General features: G+C 60.4%; 24 protein-coding genes. 11 read left to right on the top strand and 13 right to left on the bottom strand.

Annotated features, from left to right (window positions below):
• Nucleotides 1-31: 31 nt before the first annotated feature.
• Both ubiB and ubiE read right to left on the bottom strand, forming a co-directional pair.
• Nucleotides 32-1,594, bottom strand: a complete 1,563-nt coding sequence (gene ubiB / locus KX729_RS18160) for a 2-polyprenylphenol 6-hydroxylase (protein WP_219743894.1) — start codon at nt 1,592-1,594, stop codon at nt 32-34.
• Nucleotides 1,595-1,598: 4 nt separating this feature from the next.
• Complete coding sequence (ubiE, locus tag KX729_RS18155; RefSeq protein ID WP_219743893.1) at nt 1,599-2,375, bottom strand: bifunctional demethylmenaquinone methyltransferase/2-methoxy-6-polyprenyl-1,4-benzoquinol methylase UbiE; 777 nt, start codon at nt 2,373-2,375, stop codon at nt 1,599-1,601.
• Nucleotides 2,376-2,523: 148 nt separating this feature from the next.
• On the opposite strand from ubiE, the gene mutM reads away from it, so the two are divergent.
• The 6 genes from mutM to KX729_RS18125 all read left to right on the top strand — a co-directional run bounded on the left by mutM (nt 2,524) and on the right by KX729_RS18125 (nt 8,482).
• A complete protein-coding gene (mutM, locus tag KX729_RS18150) occupies nt 2,524-3,402 on the top strand; it encodes a bifunctional DNA-formamidopyrimidine glycosylase/DNA-(apurinic or apyrimidinic site) lyase (RefSeq protein WP_219743892.1) in 879 nt (292 codons plus the stop codon).
• A 17-nt stretch (nt 3,403-3,419) separates the two neighbouring features.
• Nucleotides 3,420-4,193 carry an enoyl-CoA hydratase gene (locus KX729_RS18145; RefSeq protein WP_219743891.1) on the top strand — a complete coding sequence of 258 codons (774 nt, stop codon included), beginning with the start codon at nt 3,420-3,422 and terminating at the stop codon, nt 4,191-4,193.
• A 194-nt stretch (nt 4,194-4,387) separates the two neighbouring features.
• Nucleotides 4,388-4,654, top strand: coding sequence for a 30S ribosomal protein S20 (gene rpsT, locus KX729_RS18140; protein ID WP_219743890.1), 267 nt, complete (start codon nt 4,388-4,390; stop codon nt 4,652-4,654).
• A gap of 857 nt (nt 4,655-5,511) precedes the next feature.
• On the top strand, nt 5,512-7,086 hold the full coding sequence (gene dnaA / locus KX729_RS18135; protein WP_219743889.1) for a chromosomal replication initiator protein DnaA: 1,575 nt from the start codon (nt 5,512-5,514) through the stop codon (nt 7,084-7,086).
• Nucleotides 7,087-7,266: 180 nt separating this feature from the next.
• Nucleotides 7,267-7,884, top strand: coding sequence for a LysE family translocator (locus KX729_RS18130; protein ID WP_219743888.1), 618 nt, complete (start codon nt 7,267-7,269; stop codon nt 7,882-7,884).
• Nucleotides 7,885-7,888: 4 nt separating this feature from the next.
• A complete protein-coding gene (locus KX729_RS18125) occupies nt 7,889-8,482 on the top strand; it encodes a class I SAM-dependent methyltransferase (protein ID WP_219743887.1) in 594 nt (197 codons plus the stop codon).
• A 257-nt stretch (nt 8,483-8,739) separates the two neighbouring features.
• Here KX729_RS18125 and hemW read toward each other — a convergent pair whose 3' ends face one another.
• The 4 genes from hemW to rph all read right to left on the bottom strand — a co-directional run bounded on the left by hemW (nt 8,740) and on the right by rph (nt 11,902).
• The gene (gene hemW, locus KX729_RS18120; RefSeq protein WP_219743886.1) at nt 8,740-9,918 is read right to left on the bottom strand and encodes a radical SAM family heme chaperone HemW; all 1,179 of its coding nucleotides are present in this window, start codon (nt 9,916-9,918) and stop codon (nt 8,740-8,742) included.
• Between the two features lie 22 nt (nt 9,919-9,940).
• Nucleotides 9,941-10,585, bottom strand: a complete 645-nt coding sequence (rdgB, locus tag KX729_RS18115) for an RdgB/HAM1 family non-canonical purine NTP pyrophosphatase (RefSeq protein ID WP_219743885.1) — start codon at nt 10,583-10,585, stop codon at nt 9,941-9,943.
• Between the two features lie 8 nt (nt 10,586-10,593).
• A complete protein-coding gene (locus KX729_RS18110) occupies nt 10,594-11,001 on the bottom strand; it encodes a VOC family protein (RefSeq protein ID WP_219743884.1) in 408 nt (135 codons plus the stop codon).
• Nucleotides 11,002-11,182: 181 nt separating this feature from the next.
• Nucleotides 11,183-11,902 (bottom strand): ribonuclease PH, encoded by a 720-nt coding sequence (gene rph, locus KX729_RS18105; RefSeq protein WP_219743883.1) that lies wholly within the window; start codon nt 11,900-11,902, stop codon nt 11,183-11,185.
• A 147-nt stretch (nt 11,903-12,049) separates the two neighbouring features.
• On the opposite strand from rph, the gene hrcA reads away from it, so the two are divergent.
• Nucleotides 12,050-13,153: a heat-inducible transcriptional repressor HrcA gene (gene hrcA, locus KX729_RS18100; protein ID WP_219744256.1), complete on the top strand. Its 1,104-nt coding sequence runs from the start codon at nt 12,050-12,052 to the stop codon at nt 13,151-13,153.
• 132 nt (nt 13,154-13,285) lie between these two features.
• Nucleotides 13,286-13,906 (top strand): nucleotide exchange factor GrpE, encoded by a 621-nt coding sequence (grpE, locus tag KX729_RS18095; protein ID WP_219743882.1) that lies wholly within the window; start codon nt 13,286-13,288, stop codon nt 13,904-13,906.
• A gap of 124 nt (nt 13,907-14,030) precedes the next feature.
• On the opposite strand, the gene KX729_RS18090 is transcribed toward grpE, so the two are convergent.
• Nucleotides 14,031-14,798, bottom strand: a complete 768-nt coding sequence (locus tag KX729_RS18090; protein ID WP_219743881.1) for an alpha/beta fold hydrolase — start codon at nt 14,796-14,798, stop codon at nt 14,031-14,033.
• A 179-nt stretch (nt 14,799-14,977) separates the two neighbouring features.
• Between KX729_RS18090 and KX729_RS18085 the strand changes: the two genes are divergently transcribed.
• A complete protein-coding gene (locus KX729_RS18085; protein WP_219743880.1) occupies nt 14,978-16,000 on the top strand; it encodes an AraC family transcriptional regulator in 1,023 nt (340 codons plus the stop codon).
• A gap of 149 nt (nt 16,001-16,149) precedes the next feature.
• On the opposite strand, the gene ptsN is transcribed toward KX729_RS18085, so the two are convergent.
• The 6 genes from ptsN to lptC all read right to left on the bottom strand — a co-directional run bounded on the left by ptsN (nt 16,150) and on the right by lptC (nt 21,331).
• Entirely contained in the window at nt 16,150-16,614 is a 465-nt protein-coding gene (gene ptsN, locus KX729_RS18080; protein ID WP_025603192.1) for a PTS IIA-like nitrogen regulatory protein PtsN, read from the bottom strand.
• 78 nt (nt 16,615-16,692) lie between these two features.
• A complete protein-coding gene (gene hpf, locus KX729_RS18075; RefSeq protein ID WP_025603193.1) occupies nt 16,693-17,268 on the bottom strand; it encodes a ribosome hibernation-promoting factor, HPF/YfiA family in 576 nt (191 codons plus the stop codon).
• 243 nt (nt 17,269-17,511) lie between these two features.
• The gene (gene rpoN / locus KX729_RS18070) at nt 17,512-19,035 is read right to left on the bottom strand and encodes an RNA polymerase factor sigma-54 (protein WP_376776025.1); all 1,524 of its coding nucleotides are present in this window, start codon (nt 19,033-19,035) and stop codon (nt 17,512-17,514) included.
• A 220-nt stretch (nt 19,036-19,255) separates the two neighbouring features.
• Nucleotides 19,256-20,038: an LPS export ABC transporter ATP-binding protein gene (lptB, locus tag KX729_RS18065; protein WP_219744255.1), complete on the bottom strand. Its 783-nt coding sequence runs from the start codon at nt 20,036-20,038 to the stop codon at nt 19,256-19,258.
• Between the two features lie 43 nt (nt 20,039-20,081).
• Nucleotides 20,082-20,651, bottom strand: a complete 570-nt coding sequence (locus KX729_RS18060; RefSeq protein WP_025603196.1) for an LptA/OstA family protein — start codon at nt 20,649-20,651, stop codon at nt 20,082-20,084.
• A gap of 11 nt (nt 20,652-20,662) precedes the next feature.
• Entirely contained in the window at nt 20,663-21,331 is a 669-nt protein-coding gene (gene lptC, locus KX729_RS18055) for an LPS export ABC transporter periplasmic protein LptC (RefSeq protein WP_219743878.1), read from the bottom strand.
• Between the two features lie 216 nt (nt 21,332-21,547).
• Between lptC and sppA the strand changes: the two genes are divergently transcribed.
• Nucleotides 21,548-22,501: a signal peptide peptidase SppA gene (sppA, locus tag KX729_RS18050; RefSeq protein ID WP_219743877.1), complete on the top strand. Its 954-nt coding sequence runs from the start codon at nt 21,548-21,550 to the stop codon at nt 22,499-22,501.
• A 28-nt stretch (nt 22,502-22,529) separates the two neighbouring features.
• Nucleotides 22,530-22,829 carry an integration host factor subunit beta gene (locus KX729_RS18045; protein ID WP_219743876.1) on the top strand — a complete coding sequence of 100 codons (300 nt, stop codon included), beginning with the start codon at nt 22,530-22,532 and terminating at the stop codon, nt 22,827-22,829.
• The last annotated feature ends 68 nt before the right edge of the window (nt 22,830-22,897 follow it).

The following is a 22,897-nucleotide window of genomic DNA, read 5'->3' as shown; positions in this document are numbered from 1 at the left end:
AAATCCAGGACATCCGATGTCGCAACCGATATCAGCCCAGGTGGAAGGCCAGATAAACGAGCGATGCGGCAATGATCCACAACGCGACGCGGCCGGAGCGGTTGTGACGGGCCTCGGATTTGCCGATCGCTTCCGCCGTTTCCGGATCGAAGCGCAGCCCGTGCTCGCTCATATGCACGAGTTCCTTGTGCAACGTCTCGGTCTTGGAGGCGATTTCCGGCAGGGCCTGGGATAGTTTCACCGCGGCCTTCACGCCATCCTTGAGATCGGAAACGATGCGTTTCGGACCAAGATTGTCGCGGATCCAGTCGCCGACCACGGGTTCGGACGCCTTCCACATATTGAACCGTGGGTTCAGCATACGCGATACGCCCTCGACGACGACCATGGTCTTCTGCAGGAGGATCAGTTCCGGCCGTGTCTGCATTTCGAAAAGGTCGGTGACTTCGAAAAGCAGCGCCAGCAGCCGCGCCATCGAGATCGTTTCGGCCGGTTGGCCATGGATCGGTTCACCGATCGCCCGGATTGCCTGGGCGAACGCCGCGACGTCGTGATGGGCCGGAACGTAACCCGCCTCGAAATGCACCTCGGCGACACGCATGTAATCGCGGGTGATGAAGCCGAACAGTATTTCCGCCAGGAACCGGCGTTCCTTCTTTCCCAGCCGCCCGACGATGCCCATGTCGACCGCAACGATCATGCCCGAGGCATCGACGAACAGATTGCCGGGATGCATGTCGGCGTGGAAGAAACCGTCGCGCAATGTGTGGCGCAGGAAGGACTGGATCAGCACTTCGGCCAGCTTTTCGAGATCGTGTCCGGCGGCACGCAGTGCGACCACGTCCGACATCTTGACGCCGTCGATCCACTCCATGGTCATGACGTCGCGGCCGGTGCGTTCCCAATCAATCGTCGGCACGCGGAAACCGGGGTCGTCCTTGGTGTTCTCGGCGATCTCGGAAAGGGCGGCGGCCTCGAGGCGCAGGTCCATTTCCATCTTGGTCGTCTGTTCGAGTGTGCGCGTCACCTCGACCGGCCGCAGGCGCCGGCTCGACGGCATCAGGCGTTCCTGCATGCGGGCGAGCACATACATGCTCTCGATGTCATGCGCGAACCGCTGGCGCACGCCGGGGCGCACCACCTTGACGGCCATCGTCTTGCCGTTCACCTCGGCCGGATGCACCTGGGCGATGGAAGCGGCGGCGATCGGTTCGCCGAACGACGTATAGAGATCGCCGATCGGCCGGCCGAGCGAACCTTCGATCGCCGATTTTGCGACCGCCGTCGGGAAAAACGCCATCCTGTCCTGCAACATGGCAAGATCGACGGACCAGTCGACACCGACCACGTCCGGCCGTGTCGCCAAGAACTGGCCGATCTTGACATAGGACGGCCCGAGCCGGTCGACGGCGCGTGTCAGCCGCTCGCTGCGGGCCTGTTTCTTGGCGCGGAACCGCGCCAGAGGCTCGACCAGCGATTTGATCAGCCCAACGGCAGGCGGCATGTCCTGCGTCGGCAGGGCAGACACCACGCCTTCGCGCACGAGAACCCAGCCGACCCGGGCAAGCCGGAAATAAGCGCCAATCGTGCTCATGCGGTCAGAGCTTCCAGCCGGAATGCAGCGCCGCGATGCCGCCGGTATAATTCGTATAGGTCACGCGCGAAAAACCGGCATTGCGGATCATCGCCGCGAAGTTTTCCTGGTTCGGGAATTTGCGGATCGATTCCACCAGATATTGATAGGGCTCGGCCTCGCCGGTGATCATCTTGCCGAATTGCGGGATCGCCTTGAACGACCATTCTTCATAGAAACGCTCCAGAAGCGGCATTTCCACCTCGGAGAATTCCAGAACGAGCAACCGGCCGCCGCGCTTCAGCACCCGATAGGCTTCGGTGAGTGCCACATCGATGCGCGGCACGTTGCGAATGCCGAACGCGATCGTATAGGCGTCGAAGCAATTCGCCTCGAAGGGCAGGGCTTCCGCATTCGCCTCGACGAAATCGAGATTGGCGGAGAGTTTCTTCTTCTCAGCACGCTCGGCGCCGACCGCCAGCATCGAGCCGTTGATGTCGAGCACGGTCGTATGCGCCTTGCGGCCGGAGGCCTCGACGATGCGAAACGCGATGTCGCCGGTGCCGCCCGCCACATCCAGGGTTTTGTAGCCGGCGTCTTTTCGCGGGTTGAGCGCATTGATCATCGCGTCCTTCCAGACGCGGTGCATGCCGGCCGACATCACGTCGTTCATGATGTCGTAGCGCTTGGCGACCTTGTGGAACACGTCGTTGACGAGACCCTGCTTTTCGCCGTCGGCCACCTGGCGGAAGCCGTAGGACGTTTCCATGCCGCCATCGGCGCTGGTGCGGGCTTCGGTCATCGGTGAACTCCTTATTCCATTCGGGCGGACCATAGCGAAATCGCGTCGACTTCTCTATCTGTGGCGAACCCAATTCGAATTGAATGCGGCAATTGGCCCGCTCTATAGAGCAGCAGCCCCGCCGTTGGAACAGGAAGTTAGGGAGATCATGCCTGAATTGCCAGAGGTGGAAACCGTCCGTCGCGGTCTGGCGCCTGCCATGGAAGGCGCGATCATCGCAAAGCTTGAGCTCAATCGCCCGGATCTGCGCTTTCCGCTGCCGGAAAATTTCGCGCAGAAGGTTCAGGAGCGGCAGATCGTCTCGCTCGGCCGCCGCGCCAAATATCTGCTGATTGATCTTGAAGACGACCTCACCGTCATCAGCCATCTCGGCATGTCCGGCTCGTTTCGCATCGAGGAGGAGACGCTGGGGGAGTTCCATCATCCCCGTTCCAAGGATGCAAAGCACGACCACGTCGTCTTCCACCTGAAGCGAGACAAGCGGCCGTTGCGCGTCATCTATAATGACCCGCGCCGTTTCGGTTTCATGCATCTGTGGAAGCGCAGCGAACTCGATCTATACCCGGCCTTTGCCGAACTCGGGCCCGAACCGACGGGCAACGCGCTGGATGCGGATTATCTCGCCACCCGCTTTGCGAACAAGGCGCAGCCGCTGAAAGGCACGCTGCTCGACCAGACGGTGATCGCTGGCCTCGGCAATATCTATGTCTGCGAGGCGCTCTGGCGCTCCCACCTGTCGCCGAAACGGGCGTCGGGCAGCGTCGTGACGCCGACCGGCAAGCCGAAGAAGGAGCTGACCCTTCTCAACCAGTCGATCCGCGAGGTGATCGCCGATGCGATCGCCGCCGGCGGCTCGTCCTTGAAGGACCATATCCAGACCGACGGTTCGCTTGGTTATTTCCAGCATTCGTTCTCGGTCTATGATCGGGAAGGTGAGCCTTGCCGCACGCCGGGTTGCGGCGGTACCGTCGAGCGCATCACCCAGGCGGGGCGCTCCACCTTTTATTGCGCTACCTGCCAGAAATAAGCCGAGAGGAGACAATGATGAGCTACGAGACCCTGCTGACCGAAACCCGCGGCGCCGTCGCGGTCATCACGCTCAACCGGCCGAAGGCGCTGAACGCGCTGAATTCGACGGTCATGGCCGAACTGACTGACGCATTGGCCGGTTTCGGCAAGGATGCTGCAGTGGGCGCGATCGTGCTGACCGGTTCTGAAAAGGCCTTCGCGGCCGGTGCCGACATCAAGGAAATGCAGGGCATCGATTTCGTCGAAGCTTACGTCAACGACTTCATTTCAGGCTGGGAAGCCATCGCCAGCACCCGCAAGCCGATGATCGCCGCTGTATCCGGCTTTGCGCTCGGCGGCGGCTGCGAGCTTGCCATGATGTGCGATTTCATCATCGCATCGGACACCGCGAAATTCGGCCAGCCGGAAATCACCCTCGGTGTCATCCCCGGCATGGGCGGATCGCAGCGCCTGACCCGCGCCGTCGGCAAGGCGAAAGCCATGGACCTCGTCCTGACCGGCCGGATGATGGATGCGGCGGAAGCCGAACGTGCCGGCCTCGTCTCGCGCATCGTGGCGCCGGAACGTCTCCTGGACGAGGCGGTCGAGGCGGCCGCAAAGATCGCCTCCTTCCCGCGCGCTGCCGTGCTGATGGCCAAGGAGGCGGTCGCCCGCTCCTTCGAGGCGACGCTTGGCGAAGGGTTGCGGTTCGAGCGGCGGCTTTTCCACTCGCTTTTTGCCACCGCCGATCAGAAGGAAGGCATGGCCGCCTTTGTCGAAAAGCGGAAACCGCAATTCGAAAACCGCTGAAAACGGCGTCACACTTACTTCGTACTTGGGCAGAATCCGCGTTGACGGGGGCGGCTATTCCGGCTATATGCCCGCCCACAGTTGGGAAAGCCTGATCAACGGCTTCCTCTATTGCTCCCCATTTGCTGGATTGAGGGTCGCAGGACCGATGCGGCAACGGTGGAGTTTTGGTTCGAATTCGTAGAGAGGCATAAATGGCCAATACAACTTCGGCGAAAAAGGCGACCCGCAAGATCGCTCGCCAGACCGCCGTCAACAAGTCGCGTCGTTCGCGCGTTCGTGGCTTCATCCGCAGGGTCGAAGAAGCCATCGCAACGGGTGACGTTGCAGTCGCTGCCGAAGCCCTGAAGGCTGCCCAGCCGGAAATCGCTCGCGCCGCTACCAAGGGCGTGCTCCACAGCAATACGGCATCCCGCAAGGTGTCCCGTCTTGCTGCACGTGTGAAGGCCCTTCAGGCCTAATAGTCACCAAAAACTGTTTCAAAATGAAGCCTGGTCCTTGGACCGGGCTTTTTGTGTTTCTCTCAGGCGTCCTTATATTTATCCGGCTCAATAACACTTTCGTGTCGGGGGCGTGACAGAAAAAAATCATTTAAAACAAATGTTTGCGGGAGGTTCATGGCTCAGTGCGTGACTTTTGCCGGAGTCAAAAGGCCTCAAAGTGAGTCAAGCAGATTTTTATTTTTTCTGTGAACAATCGCCGACACTGTATGCCAAAAATGAATCCCATTGATTCAAAAGCGATTCTCCATGAAGGCCTCTGTGACATTCAAACCACGTTCGCAGAGTCAACGGCCGGCTCTTAATTTTGCGTAAAATTCATCATTGATCTTGCCATTTGATCCTGCCTAAATGGTTTTCAGCAAGGGGCGCGGGGAATACTTCAGAGGGCTGCCGACAGCTGTTCACTTCAGGACGGCGCGGAGACTTTCTGCCCCTTGCAACGGGACGATCGTGCCCGTTTTCCAAATAACCATCGGTTGTGCGCCGGAAATTGGCAGTTTCCGGAGCAGGGTGGTTTTGTCCAATCGAAGCCGGTGCGCAGCATCGGACGAACGAGAGGGAAGAAGCTCGGGTGGCCCATGACGAGGATGGGACTTCTGATTGCGGAGTGGCTTCCGTGGACCTGGCGTCGTTTACGAGGCGAAGCTGGGGTGAGGCTTTCGATTGCGACGAGGCGAACGAAAGTTTCTGAAAAAGGGGACGGGCGGCGAAGGTTCTCAGTTACTGGGAATGGTTTTGCTTTGCCGTAAAACGAAGTTTGTTCTGGCGGCGTGAACGAGAACCGCCAGGCTACGATTTGGAAGGCGGCGACAATAATGCATATCAATACCGGTTCGGCACGTGCGGGTAATGGGGACCACGCGCGGCAGGCACTCGATTCAGTTTACTCCCAGGCGGCAGGGGAAACATCGGAAATGAAGCATGATGCTCTTTTTGAGCGGTTTAGCGCACGTTTGAAAGCACAGGTCGGCCAGGACGTTTATGCAAGCTGGTTCGGGCGTTTGAAGCTGCATTCCGTTTCGAAAAGCGTTGTTCGCCTTACGGTGCCGACGACTTTTCTGAAGTCCTGGATCAACAACCGCTATCTCGATCTCATCACGACCATATTCCAGGCGGAAGATTCCGAAATCCTGAAGGTGGAAATCCTGGTGCGCAGCGCCAGCCGCAACGTCACCCGAGCGCCTGAAGAACGTGGCGCCGTGGCGGAGCACGTTTCGTCGCAGTCTTTCCCGCGCCGCGATGCAGCCCGTGAAACGGGCCCGCGCGAAATCGGCAAGATCGCCACGTTCCCGACGCCCTCTGCAGCCCCGGCTCGTCCGGCATCGTCTGCAAGCCCGCTGTTCGGCTCGCCGCTCGATAGCCGCTTCACCTTCGACACCTTCATTGAAGGTCCGTCCAACCGCGTGGCTCTCGCTGCAGCCAAGACGATTGCCGAAGCTGGTGCCGGTGCCGTGCGCTTCAATCCGCTCTTCATCCATTCGGGTGTCGGTCTCGGCAAGACGCATCTTCTGCAGGCGATCGCCAATGCGGCGGTCAGCAGCGATCGCATGCCGCGCGTGGTCTATCTGACGGCGGAATATTTCATGTGGCGTTTCGCAACCGCGATCCGCGACAATGACGCGCTGACGCTGAAGGATAGCCTGCGCAATATCGACCTGCTGATCATCGACGACATGCAGTTCCTGCAGGGCAAGATGATCCAGAACGAGTTCTGCCATCTCCTGAACATGCTGCTCGACAGCGCCAAGCAGGTCGTCGTTGCCGCCGACCGCGCGCCTTGGGAGCTGGAATCGCTCGATCCGCGCGTTCGTTCCCGCCTGCAGGGCGGCGTGGCGATCGAGGTCGAGGCGCCGGATTATGAAATGCGTCTGGAAATGCTGAAGGGCCGTCTCGCGACCGCCCGCCAGGACGACCCGTCGCTGGATATCCCGGCCGATATCCTCAACCACGTAGCGCGCAACGTCACCGCCAGCGGTCGCGAACTGGAAGGGGCCTTCAATCAGCTGCTGTTCCGCCGCTCGTTCGAGCCGTCGCTGTCGATCGACCGTGTGGACGAACTGCTTGCCCATCTGGTGGGTGCAGGCGAAGCCAAGCGTGTCCGCATCGAGGACATCCAGCGCGTCGTCGCCCGTCATTACAATGTTTCGCGCCAGGAACTGGTGTCGAACCGCCGCACCCGCGTCATCGTCAAGCCGCGCCAGGTCGCCATGTATCTGTCGAAGACCATGACGCCGCGTTCCTTCCCGGAAATCGGCCGGCGTTTCGGCGGTCGTGACCACACGACGGTCCTGCATGCGGTCCGCAAGATCGAGGAACTGATCTCCGGCGACACCAAGCTCAGCCACGAGGTTGAGCTTCTGAAGCGTCTGATCAACGAAAACAACGCCTGATCAAGGCTGCGGGCTGCCGTAAGCGGCGGCCTGTTACGGATCTTCATGAATGGCAAAGGCGCTGCGACCTGACGGTTGCGGCGCCTTTTCGGTTTGCGCTTCCATGTCCGCGCGATTTTTCTTGACCGGCAGGCCGGGCAGGCTCATCAACGCGCCGACAAAGCCTTTGGAGAGCCTGCCATGTTTCTTCTGTCGGTCGCGATGATCTGGGGCGTGGCCTGCATCACGCCGGGTCCCAATACGCTGCTGATCATGCGGTATTGCCTGACGGCGCCGCGCAAGGTGGCGCTGGTGGCAGCTGCCGGCACGATCACCGGCACGCTTTGCTGGGGCCTCGCCGGCTGGCTCGGCATCAACGTGCTTTTTCAGGCGGCACCCTTCGCCTTCCTGGCGCTGAAGATCGTCGGCGGGCTTTATCTCGTCTGGCTCGGCGCCAAGATTTTCTTCGACCTGCGCAAGGCACGGCAAGTGACGGATCTGACCGCCGCCAAGGTCGATATCCCCCTGAAGACGGCCTACCGCATGGGTCTGGCGACCAATCTCGCCAACCCGAAATCGGCGCTGTTCGTCGCCTCGCTGTTTGCCGCGACCATGCCGGTCGGCACGCCGTTCTTTTACGGGCTTGCGGCAATCGCCGTGATGATGACGGTCTCCACGCTCTACTACACCGTCCTGATCGGCCTCATCACCCACCGCACGGTGGCGGCCGCCTATCTCAAGGCCAAGAGCAAGATCGATCTCGGCGTCGGCATGATCTTTGTCGGCTTCGGCACCAAGCTGCTCCTTTCACAGAGGTAAGATCATGAGCATCGACGAAAACGCCACCGCAAAATTCTATTCCGACAATGCTGTCACCTATGCCGATGCCCTTTCCGGAGCGAGCCTGATGCGGCTCGACCGGTTTCTGACAAGGCTTCAGCCGGGCGCCGAAGTGCTTGAACTTGGCTGCGGCAATGGCCGCGACAGCGCCGAAATGATCGCCCGCGGCTTACGCGCCGCGCCGACCGACGGCACGCCGGAGATGACGGAGGAGGCTTCGAAACGCCTCGGCATCCCGGTCGGCGTGCTGCGGTTCGAGGATATCGACATGGTCGCAGCCTTCGACGGTGTCTGGGCCAATGCCTGCCTTCTGCATGTGCCGCGATCCGATCTCGGCGGCATTCTAGCCAAGATCCACACGGCGTTACGGCCCGGCGGCGTGTTTTATGCCAGCTTCAAGGCCGGTGAGGCGGAAGGTCATGATGGCCTCGGGCGGTTCTTCAACTATCCGTCGAAGGACTGGCTGCAGGCGGCTTACGAGGCGATGCCCTGGGGTTCGATCGAAATCGACGAGGACAAGGGCAGCGGTTACGATAAGCGCCCGACCGACTGGCTGCATGTGATTGCGGTGAAGTAGCTCTCCGTTGGGAGATCGCCCTTCACCCTCTTCCTGTTTTGATGGGGAGAGGGGATGTGCCTCACGCGGCGTCAGGGATTAAGGGGCACGGTACGTCACCCACCCATCTTCCCCCCTTGCGGGGAAGATGTCAGCGGAGCTGACGGATGGGGGTGGTGCCACGAACCCGACGGTAGAGATTGCTGAACCACCCCCCTCTGTCGCCTCTGGCGACATCTCCCCGCAAGGGGGGAGAAAGGAGGATGCGGCGCCACCTATCAACAAGCCAGATCGGCCACCACCGCATCGAGGATCAGCATGCCCGACGGCGTGCACCGCAGCCGGGAATTCCCCAGCCGCTCGATGAACCCGTGATCCAAGAGCCGCTCCTCGCGGATCGGGTCCGGATCGCGACCTGAAAGCTGTTGCCAGCGGGCGAGATCGACGCCTTCGCGCAGCCGAAGCCCCATCAGCAGCAATTCGTCTGCCTGTTCCTCATAGCCCAGCACTTCCTCTTCCAGCATGCCGTGGCCGATGCGTTCCACCTGTTCGAGCCAGGTTTCCGGTCGCCGTTCGGTCGAGGTGGCGAGCTTGCTTGATCCGCGCGTCAGCCGGCCGTGAGCGCCGGGGCCGATGCCGGCATAATCGCCGTAACGCCAATAGGTCAGGTTATGGCGGCTTTCGGCGCCGGGCACCGCATGGTTGGAAACCTCATAGGCCGGCATGCCGTGCTGTGCGGTGATCTCCTGCGTCGCCTCGTAGAGTTCCGCCGATTGGTCGCCATCCGGCACGATCAGCTTTCCCGCCTTGTGCAGGCCGAAAAAGGGCGTGCCTTCCTCGATCGTCAGCTGATAGAGCGACAGATGATCGACGGCATAGGAGATCGCCTCTTTCAGCTCCGCTTCCCAGGCCGCCACCGTCTGGTTCGGCCGGGCATAGATGAGGTCGAAGGACATGCGCGGAAAGATGTCGCGCGCCAGTTTAATCGCCTTCAATGCATCGGCGACGTCATGCAATCGACCGAGAAACTTGAGGTCCGGATCGTTCAGCGCCTGCACGCCGAGCGACACGCGATTGACGCCGGCATCGCGATAACCGCGGAAACGGGTTGCCTCGACGCTGGAAGGGTTGGCTTCCATGGTGATCTCGATGCCATCCGGCATATGCCAGCGGCTGGCAATGCCGTCGAGGATCGCCGCGACGGTGGCCGGGTCCATCAGCGAAGGTGTGCCGCCGCCGAGGAAGACGCTGGTTACCGTCTTCGGCCCGCTCATCTTCCGCATCACGTCCATCTCCTTGAGGAAGGCGGCGGTGAAGCGCGGCTGGTCTACCGGCTGATGGCGGACATGGCTGTTGAAATCGCAATACGGACACTTGGCCGCACAGAAGGGCCAATGAACGTAGACGCCGAACCCGGGTTCTCCGGTATCTGGCAGAAGGGGTGCGGCGGGGTTCAAGTCTAACTCACGCTTCTCTAAGTCACGCTTCCAAGCATGTTTCCACGAAACGTTTAAAGGCGCGGGCGCGGTGGGAAAGTGCTTCCGCATCGCCCGGCTTCCAGCCGTGTTTCTGATCGCTGCTCATTTCGCCGAAGGTAGTATCATAACCCACCGGCTGAAAGATAGGATCGTAACCGAAACCCTCGGTTCCGCGCGGCGGCCAGGCGAATGTGCCTTCGACCTCGCCGCGGAACATTTCCGTATGGCCGTCCGGCCAGGCGAGGCAGAGCACGCTGACGAAGCGGCAGGTGCGCTGCTCCGGCTTGGTCGCACCCTTGTCCTGCAGCGCCTTTTCGACCTTTTCCATCGCCATCTGGAAATCGCGGCTGCCGTCCTCGCGCTCCGCCCAGTTGGCAGTATAGACGCCCGGCGCGCCGTCCAGCGCATCGATGACGATGCCTGAATCGTCTGACAGCGCCGGCATGCCGGAGGCCTTGGCGGAGGCAAGAGCCTTGATCGCGGCGTTTTCCTCGAATGTCGTACCCGTCTCGTCCGGCTCCTCGAACTTCAGTTCGGCGGCGGATTTCGCCGAAAAGCCGAAGGGGCCGATCAGTTCGGCGATCTCGCGGATTTTCCCGGCATTGTGGCTGGCAACGACGATGGTCTTGGTATCGAGCTTGCGCATGAAAATTCCTATTCGATATTCCAGAGTTTCGGCTCTGCGCATTCGAGGCTGTTGCCGGCGGGGTCGCGGAAATAAATGGACCGCGCGCCGTTCGACCAGCGAAAATCGCTTTCGATTGGTATGCCCGCCTTGTTGAGCTTTTCCACCATCCTGTCAATCGCCTCGCCGCTCATGCGGAAACAGGCGTGCCCGGGGCCGGTCGCGCCATGCGGCGGCACGGGCAGGGCATCGGAGGAGGGTGGTTTGATGGTCTCGGTGGGATTGAAGATCAGCAGAATGCCGAGGCCGCAGCGGAAGAATGCATGCCGGTTGCCCGCACGCAGGACTTTTTCGAGGCCGAGGATTTTGCCGTAGAAGGCTTCGGCGGCATTGATATCGTCGACGTAGAGCGCGGTTTCGAGAATGCCTTCGATCATATTTGATCTTTCAAAGGTGCCCCTCACCCTAACCCTCTCCCCGTAAACGGGGCGAGGGGACGTGCCCTATGCGACGTTCGTGGTTGAGGTGGCCGGTGCGGCACATGTCCTTCTCCCCGCGAGCGGGGAGAAGGTAGCGGCAGCCGGATGAGGGGCTGCCTTTAGATAAAAAGTCGAGCTATCAGCCGCCGATCGCCTGCTTCTGCATCGCCACCAGCTCCCGCGTGCCATCCTGCGCCAGCGCGAGCAGCTTTAGGAACTCTTCCTGGCTGAACGGCGCACCTTCCGCCGTGCCCTGAACCTCGACGATGCCGCCCGAGCCGGTCATCACGAAATTGGCGTCGGTCTCGGCAGCCGAGTCTTCGAGATAGTCGAGGTCGATCACCGGCTGGTTGGCGAAGATGCCGCAGGAAATCGCCGCGACATGATCCTTCAGCACCTTCTCGACCTTGGTCATCGAGCGGGCTTCCATCCACTTCAGGCAATCGTAAAGCGCGATCCAGCCGCCGGTAATCGCGGCGGTGCGGGTGCCGCCATCCGCCTGGATGACGTCGCAGTCGACGGTGATCTGCTTTTCGCCGAGTGCTCCGAGATCGACGACGGCCCGCAGCGAGCGGCCGATCAGGCGCTGGATTTCCTGAGTGCGGCCGCCCTGTTTGCCGGCGGCGGCTTCGCGCTTCATGCGGTCGCCGGTGGCACGCGGCAGCATGCCGTATTCGGCGGTGACCCAGCCCTTGCCGGAATTGCGCAGCCACGGCGGCGTCTTTTCTTCAAGGCTTGCGGTGCAGAGCACATGCGTATCGCCGAACTTCACAAGGCAGGAGCCTTCCGCGTGCTTCGAGAAGTTGCGCTCGAAAGAAACCTTACGCATCTGGTTTAGCTGTCTGCCTGAAGGCCGCATGTCGTGCTCCCTAATATATGTTTGCGTCCTTCTAGGACGGTGGCCGGGGTTTTGCAAAGGGAAAGCGGCTTGTTGCGGCTGTCTGCCGGCGGCTCACGCGATTTTCCCTTTTGCGCCGGGCGGCGGAATGACTATATTTTCTCGTCGATGATCAACGAAGCGGTGAGGGAATTGGTGAATTTTTCGGGACCGGTCAGGGATAGCAATTCGGTGCTCGACGACCGTTCGCGCGAAATTTTCCGCCGCATCGTCGAAAGCTATCTGGAAACCGGCGAGCCGCTCGGCTCCCGCAACCTGTCGCGCATCCTGCCCATGTCGCTGTCGCCCGCCTCGGTGCGCAATGTCATGAGCGATCTCGAAGAGCTTGGCCTCATCTATTCGCCGCATATCAGCGCCGGCCGCCTGCCGACCCAGACGGGCCTGCGCTTTTTCGTCGATGCCTTCATGCAGGTCGGCAATCTGTCGGAAGAAGAGCGCGCCAATATCGACCGGCAGATCCGGCCCATCGACCGCGACCAGCCGCTCGAAACGCTGATGTCCGAGGCAAGCCTGATGCTGTCCGGCGTCTCGCGCGGCGCCGGCATCGTCATCACCGCCAAAAGCGACCCGGTGCTGAAACATGTGGAATTCATCCGCCTGGAGCCCACCAAGGCGCTCGCCGTGCTGGTCGGCGACCATAACCAGGTGGAAAACCGCATCATCGAACTACCGGCCGGCGTCACCTCCTCGCAGCTAACGGAGGCCGCCAATTTCCTCAATGCACATCTGGCCGGCCAGACCCTGCCGGAATTCCGCAACGAGCTGAAGAAGCTCAAGGATCAGGTCGCGGTCGAACTCTACACGCTGTCGCAGGATCTCGTGGAGCGTGGCCTTGCGGTCTGGTCGGGCGATGCGGAAGAGGGCAAGCCCAGCCAATTGATCGTGCGCGGCCGCGCCAACCTTCTGCAGGGCCTCGCGGATGTCACCGATCTCGATCGCCTCAGGCTTCTGTTCGACGATCTCGAAAAGAAGGACAGCCTGATCGAAATCATGGAACTTGCCGAGCGAGGACCGGGCGTACGCATCTTCATAGGCTCGGAAAACAAGCTGTTTTCGCTGTCCGGTTCGTCGCTGATCGTTGCACCCTATCGCGACGGCGAGGACCGGATCGTCGGTGCGGTGGGCGTCATCGGGCCGACAAGGCTCAATTATTCCCGCATCGTGCCGATGGTGGATTACACCGCCCAGCTTCTGGCGAGGCTGTCGCGTTAATCCATCGTCACGCTTCTCGCGCTAGTTTCCTTCCAAGCCTTGATTTTTTCGGCTTAAACCTCGATATCGGGCACAAATCCAGGGCCAGGGAAACCGGCTCTGACAATCCCACGACCATAACCGGAGACCGTCATGACCGACGAAACCAAGAAGAACGGACCTGACGCGACCGCCGATGACGCGGCGGAAGCCGTAGCGTCCGCTTTCGAGGACGCGGCCACCCAGAATGCTGCCGAGCCCGATGCGCTCGAAGTCCTGAAGAACGAAAACAACGAGTTGCGCGACCGCTTCCTGCGGCTTGCCGCTGAAATGGACAACCTGCGCCGCCGCACCGAGCGCGACGTCAAGGATGCCAAGTCCTATTCCGTCGCCGGGTTTGCGCGCGACATGCTGGCCGTATCCGACAACCTGCGCCGTGCACTGGATGCCGTGCCGACCGAAAAGCGGGCAGGCGCCGAAGCAACGCTCGAAACCCTGCTCGAGGGCGTCGAAATGACCGAACGTGCCATGCTTTCGGCCCTGGATCGCCACGGCGTCAAGAAGATCGAGGCCGAAGGCCAGAAGTTCGATCCGAACTTCCACCAGGCCATGTTCGAAATCCCGAACCCGAACGTTCCGAACAACACCGTTGTGCAGGTCGTCCAGGCCGGCTTCACCATCGGCGAGCGCGTCCTGCGCCCGGCCATGGTCGGCGTCGCCAAGGGCGGCCCGAAGGATGTTTCGGCCGAGGCGGCAGGCGAAAAGAACGCCTGATCGCAGGAAATGCAAACACGAAAGCGGGCGATCTTCGCCCGCTTTTTTTATGTTCTGTGGCCCGGGATTGCGGCGCGAGACTATAAGGCTGCCCGACCGGATGGACGGCCTCGGGGGCTCGACGCTACTTGGCGAGTGCGGCTTCTTCGATGACGGCCGCGACATCCTTGGCAAACACGACCAGAGACGCATGGCTGCCCGGGACTTCGGTGACCTTGGCCTTGATCCGTGCTGCCATCATCTGCTGAGCTTCCGGCGCATTGACGCGGTCCTTCGTGCTGATGACGAAATAGTTCGGCTTGACGTGCCAGGCGGCCGTAGTGACCGGAGCTTCGAACGCCGTGTGGTTCAGAGGCAGCTGATTGGCCGCAAGCTTCTCGGCAATTTTCAGCGGCAGTTCAGGGGCGACGAATTCCGGGAAGGTCTTCTGGTCGAGATAGAGGTTGCCCTTGTCGTCGGGATGAATGGACTTCGCGCCGTCGGTGGCCGGGCCGGACTTGGCAAGCGCTGCGAGGGACTCGCCGACATCAGGCGCAAACGCCGAGACGAACACCAGCGACTTTACTTTGGGATCGTTGCCGGCTTCGGTGATGACGACGCCGCCCCATGAGTGGCCGACGAGAACGGTCGGGCCAATCTGCGCCGCCAGCGCCTTCTTGGTCGCTGCAACGTCGGCGGCAAGCGAGGTGAGCGGGTTTTCCACCAGGGTTACCTTGTAGCCCTTGGCGGTCAGGATATCCGCAACAGGCTGCCAGCTCGTCTGATCGACGAAGGCGCCATGAACGAGGACGATATTCTGTGCCACCCCTTTCGGAACTTCTGCATTGGCAGAGGCGGCAAAAGCAACGCTGGCCAGCAAGGTTGCGGCAGCTGTCATGATGAGAGAACGCATTTCCAATTTCTCCTCAAGGAATATACCGATGCACGCTTCCAGAACGGAAACGGGCGTTTGAGCAAATTCGCGATTTCGCCGTTATGGCCGGTTGCCAAATCCGATATCGTCGGCTTAAATGACTGATATCGGAAGCAATTTCGTTGTATCGCTTGCAGTGGAAACTAGAGGAAACAGCGTTGGAACCCCATGACAGCAACAACGGAGTTTTTGCTCCAGCGTCCGATAATCAGGCACCAACAGACCTGTTGTCGGATGTTCTGCGTTTCGTGCAACTGAGAGGCGAGCGGGTTTTCACGACGGAATGCGCGGATGGGTTCAATATTGTTTTTCAACCCAGTTCAGCATGTATCCATGTCATCCAGGAAGGCGAGATCGACATCTACATCGAAGACGACCCGCCTCTAAGATTGTCTAGAGGCGACGTTTTTGTACTGCCGCATCCCATCAGATATGTCCTGGCTTGCCCCGGCAAGAGCTGGCAGCAGACCCGACACCAACTTGAAATCGACGGAACGGGTATAAAGCTGGATGTGCTTCGGGACGGCACCGGTGAGGTTGTCGCAAGGACGCTCAGCGCGACGTTTCAATTCGAAAACAGCAGCGGCCTGCAGCCCGCCCTGAGCCTGTTGCCGAACTATATCCATATCGAGAGAGACAGCGATCAGTCCGCCGTCCTCATCCGCGACGTCGCTCAGTTTCTGGTTTACGAGAAAAAGGCGCAAGAGCCGGGAGCCGCCCTGATGATCTCCCGCGTCATCGATATTCTGATCATCCGGTCGATCCGGACCTGGTCAAAATTGCAGGGAGGGAAACAGGGCTGGATCGGCGCATTGGCAGATGCGAGGGTAAGCCGGGCACTCTCCGCGGTTCATCGAAACCCCAGCCGGCCCTGGTCGGTAGGAGATTTGGCGTCGATTGCGGGAATGTCCCGTTCCCGGTTCGCGGAGGTATTCCTGGCTGCCGTCGGTGAGCCACCTCTGCGATATGTTCACGGTTGGAGACTGGCTGTCGCGTCGGATCTGCTGCGCAAGTCAAACCTGCGCATCGGAGATATTGCTCGCCATGTCGGTTACGATTCCGAGGCGGCTTTCAGCCGGGCATTCAAGACGCAGTACGGCATGTCGCCAAGGCATGCGCGTTCGGCGCCGCCAACCAGATTGATAGAGCGCAATTCGCAAGGCGAACAATCGGATCGATAGCCATCCGGTTCGTTCAGAGCCCGAGCTTTCCGGGAGGCAAGGCAGTCCATGGTTGTGTTGACGCTTGCCTGAGCACCAAAACAAAACCGCCCGGCGCTCATTCAGCGGCCGGGCGGCTTCGTTTCGTCCCCACGAAATGATCGGATGCGTCAGGCGGCGTGATTGGCCTGCTGCTCGTTCAGGAATGCGTAAATGGCTGTGGCCGAATCGGTCTTGCGCAGTTTCGCCACAAGGTCCTGGTCGCGCAGAACGCGGGCGATGCGAGACAGGGCCTTCAGGTGATCGGCGCCTGCACCTTCAGGCGCGAGCAGCAGGAAGACCAGATCGACAGGCTCGTCATCGAGCGCCTCGAAATCGACCGGTGATTCCAGGCGGGCAAAAATGCCCTTGATTGAGGAAATGCTGGTGAGCTTGCCATGCGGGATGGCGATGCCGTGACCGACGCCGGTCGAGCCGAGGCGTTCCCGCTGCAAGATGACGTCGAAGATTTCCCGTTCCGCAACTCCGGTGAGCTTGGAGGCCTTGGCCGCCAGTTCCTGCAGAAGCTGCTTTTTGGAATTCACCTTGAGGGCAGGAATAATCGCATCTTGCTGCAGCAAATCTGCCAACGCCATTTCTCGTCATCCTTTGTGCCGGCAGAGCTTTTGCTCCAGGCGGAGGGAGCGCCGTTGCCGACGCTCTCCCGTAGAGTGTTAATTCTTTATATTGGTGGAGTCGATCCATCCAATATTGCCGTCGTTGCGGCGGTACACGATATTCAGTTGTTCCTTGCCCGGGCTACGGAACAAGAGAACCGGTTCGTCGGTCATGTCCAAGGCCATCACGGCGGTCGCGACTGACATGGTCTTCAGCTGCTTGGAGCTTTCCGCGACGATCGTCGGCGCGAAATCCTCGGCAATTTCCTCATCCTCATCCGGTACGCTGTCCATGACGGTATAGGCGACCTCGGCAGAGCCATTCGCATGGTTGCCGGCGTGGTGGTCCTTCAGACGCCGCTTGTAGCGGCGCAGGCGCTTTTCGATCCGTTGTGCTGCGGCATCGAAACTGGCCTGAGGATCATTTGCTTCACCGGCCGCATGCAGGACGATCCCTGTATCGAGATGCACCTTGCAGTCTGCCGAGAAACGTGAACCCGCCTTTTCCACGATGACCTGGCTCGAATACCCTCCATCGAAGTATTTCGTAACCGCTTCACCGATGTGGTCCTCGATCCGCTGGCGGAACGATTCACCGATCTCCATTTGTTTACCGGATACACGCACACTCATGGAATTGTTTCCTTCTTGTCGTGACTTGCGTGTTCCAGTCTACGCCAAGCCGCCCCCTCATCCAAGCCATTCGCGCAAAGCAGGTTCAAATTGCTGCGCGGTCATGCCTGTCTCGGTGGTGAGGCAGGTTTTTAAAGCCTTGCCCCTGCAGTTGCGGCGGGCTTCTAGCTTCGGATGCTTTAAATGTCAACGGTCGCAGGGGCTGTGGTTTCTACGTAGGCCTGTGGAAACAGGCGGCAGACGTCAAAAAGCCGCTACTTTGGCGAGAGCGCGCTTCTCGCGACGGCGCTGCACGGAGGAGGGGATGTTCATCGCCTCGCGGTATTTCGCGACCGTCCGGCGGGCCAGTTCAACCCCGCCGCGCTTCAGGCTGTCGACGATGTCGTCGTCGGAAAGCACGGCATCCGGCGTCTCCTGGGTGATCATCTGGCGGATGCGATGGCGCACGGCTTCGGCCGAATGGGTATCGCCGCCTTCCTCCGCCGAGCCGATCGACACGGTGAAGAAATATTTGAGCTCGAAAAGGCCGCGCGGCGTCAGCATGTATTTGTTGGAGGTGACGCGGCTCACCGTCGATTCATGCATCTTGATGGCTTCCGCCACCGTCTTCAGGTTCAGCGGCCGCAGGTGATCGACGCCATGCAGCAGGAACGCATCCTGCTGGCGGACGATCTCGGTCGCTACCTTCATAATCGTTTTGGCCCGCTGGTCGAGGCTGCGGGTCAGCCAGCTGGCGTTCTGCATGCATTCGGCCAGAAAGTTGTGATCTTCGCCGCCCTTCGGCCCGGTCTTGGAAACCGACTTCGAAACGGTCTGAAAATAGGTCTGGTTGACCAGAACCCGTGGCAGCGTGTCCGGGTTGAGCTCGATCATCCAGCTTCCGTCGGGTGCTGCGCGCACAACGATATCCGGCGAAATCGTTTCCGACATGCCGCCCTCGAAGCCGGTGCCCGGCTTGGGGTTGAGCATGCGGATTTCCGCCAGCATGTCGAGAAGGTCCTCGTCGTCGACGCCGCAGATCTTGCGCAGCGAGGCGAAATCACGCTTGGCGAGCAGTTCGAGATGCGCGACCAGCGCCTCCATGGCGGGATCCAGCCTGTCCTTCTGGCGCAGCTGGATCGCCAGGCATTCGGCGAGTGAACGGGCGAACACACCCGGCGGATCGAGCGTCTGCAGCGCCCGAAGAATAGTTTCGACATCTGCAGCGCGCTTGCCGAGGCGTTCGGCGGTCTCGCCGATATCGCCTTGCAGATAACCCGCATCGTCGAGTTGATCGACGAGATGCTGGGCGACGAGGCGATCGGCGGCAGTATTGAAAAGGAAGGGTATCTGTTGGTTCAGGTGGTCGCGCAACGTCACCTGACCGGCGACAAAATCATCGAGATCGTAATCCTCGCCGCCTTCACCGCCCGGCATGGATTTCCACTGGCTGAGCAGTTCCGGCGCATCGGCGCGTTTGGCCGGACCATCATCCGGGAAAACATTGTCGAAGCCGGTATCCAGCCCTTCGCCGAGGCTTTCGGCGGTCATCGAAGAGGGGTGTTCATACCATTCGGTTTCCGCGGATGCGGCCGCCGTCTCTGAGCGGCTTGCCAGTTCGTCGCCATAGGACTCTTCCGCGTCGAAGCCCTGTTCGGCGCCACTTTCCGCGTCACCTGACGCTATTTCCAGCAGCGGGTTCTTTTCGACTTCCTGGGCAATGAACTGGTTAAGCTCGAAATGCGTCATCTGCAGCAGCTGGATGGATTGCATCAGCTGCGGGGTCATTACCAGCGACTGGGTCTGCTTTAAAAAAAGGCTGGCGGATAAACCCATGTCAGACGCAAAACTCCTCTGCGGTCCACCTCGGTCATGAGGTGACAACGCACGAATTCGCCTGGTTATGACCAGTTGAATTCGCAACTGGCACAAGAATTGCTTTTTTGAAAGATTTGGTCAAGCGCTGCAATGCGGGGAAGGTAAACTTCTTCGCCGCATTGCGATACGGCTACAGGCTGAACTTGTCGCCGAGATAGAGACGGCGGACGTCCGGGTTGTTGACGATATCATCGGCCCGGCCATGGGTCAGCACTTCGCCCGCGTGGATGATATAGGCCCGGTCGATCAGGCCGAGCGTTTCGCGGACGTTATGGTCGGTTATCAGAACGCCGATCCCGCGCGCCGTCAAGTGGCGAACGAGGTTCTGGATATCCGAGACCGAGATCGGATCGACACCGGCAAACGGTTCGTCAAGCAGCATGAAGGCCGGGTCGGTCGCCAGCGCGCGGGCGATTTCAAGCCGGCGGCGCTCGCCACCGGAAAGTGCGACTGCCGCAGATTTCCGGAGCTGGCTGATGTGGAATTCTTCCAGCAGTTCGTCGAGCTTGCTCTCGCGCTTGTCTCTGTCGGGCTGGTGGACTTCCAGGACGGCACGGATGTTTTCTTCCACCGTCAGGCCGCGGAAGATCGAGGCTTCTTGCGGCAGGTAACCGACGCCGAGACGTGCCCGCCGATACATCGGCATGCGGGTCACCTCGTTGCCGTTGATGGCGATCATGCCTTCATCGACCGGTACTAGGCCTGTAATCATATAGAAGCAGGTCGTCTTGCCCGCGCCGTTCGGTCCGAGCAGGCCGACGGCCTCGCCGCGGCGCACCACGAGGGAGACGCCGTTGACGACGCGGCGCGTGTCATAGGTCTTCGACAGGCCATGTGCCACGAGCGTTCCCTCGTAGCGCGCCTTGTCGCGTGCAACGAAAGGCTCGGGCGCGGCCGGCTTTTTCGCCGTCAGACTGGAGAGCAGGGGTATTTTCACGGGCAATGAGGTCTTGTCGTTAAGGCTTCGGTTTCTGCTGTTGCGACTTCGGGTCGAGCAGAATTTCGATGCGGCCGGTATTGCAGGGATCAAGTTTGGCCTGTCCCGTCGCCATCTGCACCGTCAGCTTGCAGCCCTTGAAGACGTTCGGGCCTTCCGACAGCACGACCTGCTTGCCGGAGAGGACGAAGGTCTGGGATGCCATGTCGAACTCGCCCTTGTCGGCGGTCGCCTGCTGGGTACCGGAGGTCAGGAAGACCGTGTCGTCGAGGAAGATCTTGTCGATATTGGCATTGCCCGCCGTCACCGACGTGCCTTCGCCGGTATAGAGCACGGTCATCTTGCCGGCCTTCATCGTCGTCGTGCCCTGCACGACCTGGACGTTGCCGGTGAAGAAAGCCTTCTTTTCCTGTTCCTTGATCTCCAGCTGGTCGCTGGCAATCTGGATCGGCTTGTCGCCTGAAAGCTTAAGGCCTTCCAGCTGGCTGGTGGACTGGGCATGTGCCGAAGTCGCAACGGCGAGACAGGACACGAAGCCTGCCGCGATCAGAACTGCGGTATTGCGGGTAAGATAGCGGCTATAGGTCATGGCGGCCTGGCTCATTTGCCCTGGTTGCGGATGGTGGAAGGTTCAAGATGAAGGCGAACCTTGCCCTGGAATGTGATGGTTCGACCCTTATCCGTTATCTTTAAAGACTCTGCAACAATCGAGCCTTCTTTCATCGAGATATCGACCGGATCGCGCGTATCCATGACGCCGGCATTGATGTCGAGATGGGCGGACTTGAAGCGGGCGGTAATGCCGTTCGACAGGTTGACGTCGAAAGGCTTGATGAGGTCGAGCATATCGGAGCCGCGGTCGAAATCGGCGCCGCTCGCCGTCACGCGCGCGATCACGTCGTCATTGATCGGCACGGCTGCCTTGACGTCTTCGAGCGAGATCATGTTCGGGTTCTGGATGTCTTGCAGCGCGCGGTTGGCGATCATCGAATAGTTGATGCCGTCCTTGTTGCGGCCGGAAATCGCCGGTCGTTCCATGACGATCTTGCCGTTTTCGATGCGGGCGCTTTCGACCGACAGGCTTTCCGGCAGGTAGGTGCGGATGATCGAAACCACGATAAAGGCGGCCGAAATGACGGCGGCCAGGATCGGCAGCAGGATCTTCAGCTTGCGCACCAGCGCCGAATGGCCGAGCGCCGCCTGATAGGCGTCCGTATTCGGCTGCAGCGCCGCCGCAAGGCCTGCCGTGTTTCGAATATACTGCAGCATGAGTGCCGGATCGGTCCCTGTTTGCCCGTTCAAGCCGGCCGGCATGGTCCGCACTCGCGGGCGCCGGGGCGTGTTCTGGCATTCTCTTGTCCGCCAATATGGTTTTTATTCATCAACAAACAATAATGGGCAACATAAAAACGTGATGTCGCCCGCTGCAAAACGCGCTACAGAGCCTATTTAGCAACGATCGGGCATATTTTTAAGGGCATCTCCATGGATCAAATGGCAATCGCGGACCGGCGGTCGCTGCGTCGCAAGCTGAGCTTCTGGCGCGTCGTGGCACTGGTCTTCCTGGTCGGCATCGGCTTCGCGCTGTATCGTTATGTCGGCGGCGAGGGTGGTGGATCGGCAGTGCCGCATGTCGCCCGGATCGAAATCTCCGGCATGATCATGGACGACAAGGATCTTCTGGAGCGGCTCGACCGCATTGCCGAAAGCAGCCAGGCGAAGGCGCTGATCGTCTCGATCAATTCGCCCGGCGGCACGACCTATGGCGGCGAGCGCATTTTCAAGGCGATCCGCAAGGTGGCCGAAAAGAAGCCGGTCGTCTCCGACGTGCGCACGCTGGCGGCTTCCGCCGGTTACATGATCGCCACCGCCGCCGACCAGATCGTCGCCGGCGAAAGCTCGATCACCGGCTCGATCGGCGTCATTTTCCAGTATCCGCAGATCGACGAGGTGATGAAGAAGATCGGCATCTCGATGGAGGAGATCAAGTCGGCACCGCTGAAGGCCGAGCCGTCGCCTTTCCATCCGGCCAGCGAAGAAGCCAAGACCATGATCCGCAATATGGTGCTGGACAGCTATGCCTGGTTCGTCGATCTCGTCGCCGACCGTCGCAAGATGCCGCGTGACGAGGTGCTGAAACTCGCCGACGGCACGATCTTCACCGGTCGCCAGGCGCTTAACGTCAAGTTGGTCGACAAGCTTGGCGGCGACGACGACATCCGCGCCTATCTGGAAACCCGCGGCATTTCCAAGGATCTGCCGGTCGTCGAATGGAAGGAGCGCAAGTCGTCGTCTTCCTTCTGGTTCGCCAGCGCCGCAGCGGAGTTTTTCAAGCAGGTCGGGCTTGGCGAGGCAATCTCGCCGGATGCGCTTCGCGCCTTCGGTGCAGACAAGTTGTTCCTTGACGGTCTTGTCTCCGTTTGGCAGGTTAGGCACTGATAAAAATCAATTTTTTCTGGGGGCAATCGTGATCAAGTCAGAACTGGTTCAGATCGTTGCAGCTCGCAATCCGCATCTTTACCACCGAGACGTCGAGAACATCGTCAATGCCGTGCTCGACGAGATCACCGATGCCCTGGCAGGTGGAAACCGCGTTGAATTGCGCGGTTTCGGCGCATTTTCGGTCAAGAATCGCCCCTCCCGCTCCGGCCGCAATCCGCGCACCGGCGAAAGCGTTTTTGTCGAGGAAAAGTGGGTTCCCTTCTTCAAGACCGGCAAGGAACTGCGCGAGCGCCTGAACCCGGGCCTCGCCGACGAAGACGATTGATCTGACGCCCGCGGCGTTCCGCGCCCTTGAATCCTCTCAAACCGCGCCTATTCTGCAACAGAAGCTGT

Origin of the sequence: Neorhizobium populisoli (assembly GCF_019430945.1) — a bacterium.
Taxonomy (GTDB): domain Bacteria; phylum Pseudomonadota; class Alphaproteobacteria; order Rhizobiales; family Rhizobiaceae; genus Neorhizobium; species Neorhizobium populisoli.
This window is presented reverse-complemented; position numbering and strand designations above follow the sequence as displayed.

Coding starts and splice junctions, on each gene's coding strand:
- ubiB (WP_219743894.1), bottom strand. CDS start 1,594: ATGAGCACGATTGGCGCTTATTTCCGGCTTGCCCGGGTCGGCTGGGTT.
- lptC (WP_219743878.1), bottom strand. CDS start 21,331: ATGCTGCAGTATATTCGAAACACGGCAGGCCTTGCGGCGGCGCTGCAG.
- hrcA (WP_219744256.1), top strand. CDS start 12,050: ATGATCAACGAAGCGGTGAGGGAATTGGTGAATTTTTCGGGACCGGTC.
- hpf (WP_025603193.1), bottom strand. CDS start 17,268: ATGAGTGTGCGTGTATCCGGTAAACAAATGGAGATCGGTGAATCGTTC.
- rpsT (WP_219743890.1), top strand. CDS start 4,388: ATGGCCAATACAACTTCGGCGAAAAAGGCGACCCGCAAGATCGCTCGC.
- rph (WP_219743883.1), bottom strand. CDS start 11,902: ATGCGGCCTTCAGGCAGACAGCTAAACCAGATGCGTAAGGTTTCTTTC.
- grpE (WP_219743882.1), top strand. CDS start 13,286: ATGACCGACGAAACCAAGAAGAACGGACCTGACGCGACCGCCGATGAC.
- sppA (WP_219743877.1), top strand. CDS start 21,548: ATGGATCAAATGGCAATCGCGGACCGGCGGTCGCTGCGTCGCAAGCTG.
- ptsN (WP_025603192.1), bottom strand. CDS start 16,614: ATGGCGTTGGCAGATTTGCTGCAGCAAGATGCGATTATTCCTGCCCTC.
- KX729_RS18145 (WP_219743891.1), top strand. CDS start 3,420: ATGAGCTACGAGACCCTGCTGACCGAAACCCGCGGCGCCGTCGCGGTC.
- mutM (WP_219743892.1), top strand. CDS start 2,524: ATGCCTGAATTGCCAGAGGTGGAAACCGTCCGTCGCGGTCTGGCGCCT.
- ubiE (WP_219743893.1), bottom strand. CDS start 2,375: ATGACCGAAGCCCGCACCAGCGCCGATGGCGGCATGGAAACGTCCTAC.
- dnaA (WP_219743889.1), top strand. CDS start 5,512: ATGCATATCAATACCGGTTCGGCACGTGCGGGTAATGGGGACCACGCG.
- KX729_RS18125 (WP_219743887.1), top strand. CDS start 7,889: ATGAGCATCGACGAAAACGCCACCGCAAAATTCTATTCCGACAATGCT.
- rdgB (WP_219743885.1), bottom strand. CDS start 10,585: ATGCGCAAGCTCGATACCAAGACCATCGTCGTTGCCAGCCACAATGCC.
- KX729_RS18060 (WP_025603196.1), bottom strand. CDS start 20,651: ATGACCTATAGCCGCTATCTTACCCGCAATACCGCAGTTCTGATCGCG.
- KX729_RS18130 (WP_219743888.1), top strand. CDS start 7,267: ATGTTTCTTCTGTCGGTCGCGATGATCTGGGGCGTGGCCTGCATCACG.
- rpoN (WP_376776025.1), bottom strand. CDS start 19,035: ATGACCCCGCAGCTGATGCAATCCATCCAGCTGCTGCAGATGACGCAT.
- KX729_RS18110 (WP_219743884.1), bottom strand. CDS start 11,001: ATGATCGAAGGCATTCTCGAAACCGCGCTCTACGTCGACGATATCAAT.
- KX729_RS18090 (WP_219743881.1), bottom strand. CDS start 14,798: ATGCGTTCTCTCATCATGACAGCTGCCGCAACCTTGCTGGCCAGCGTT.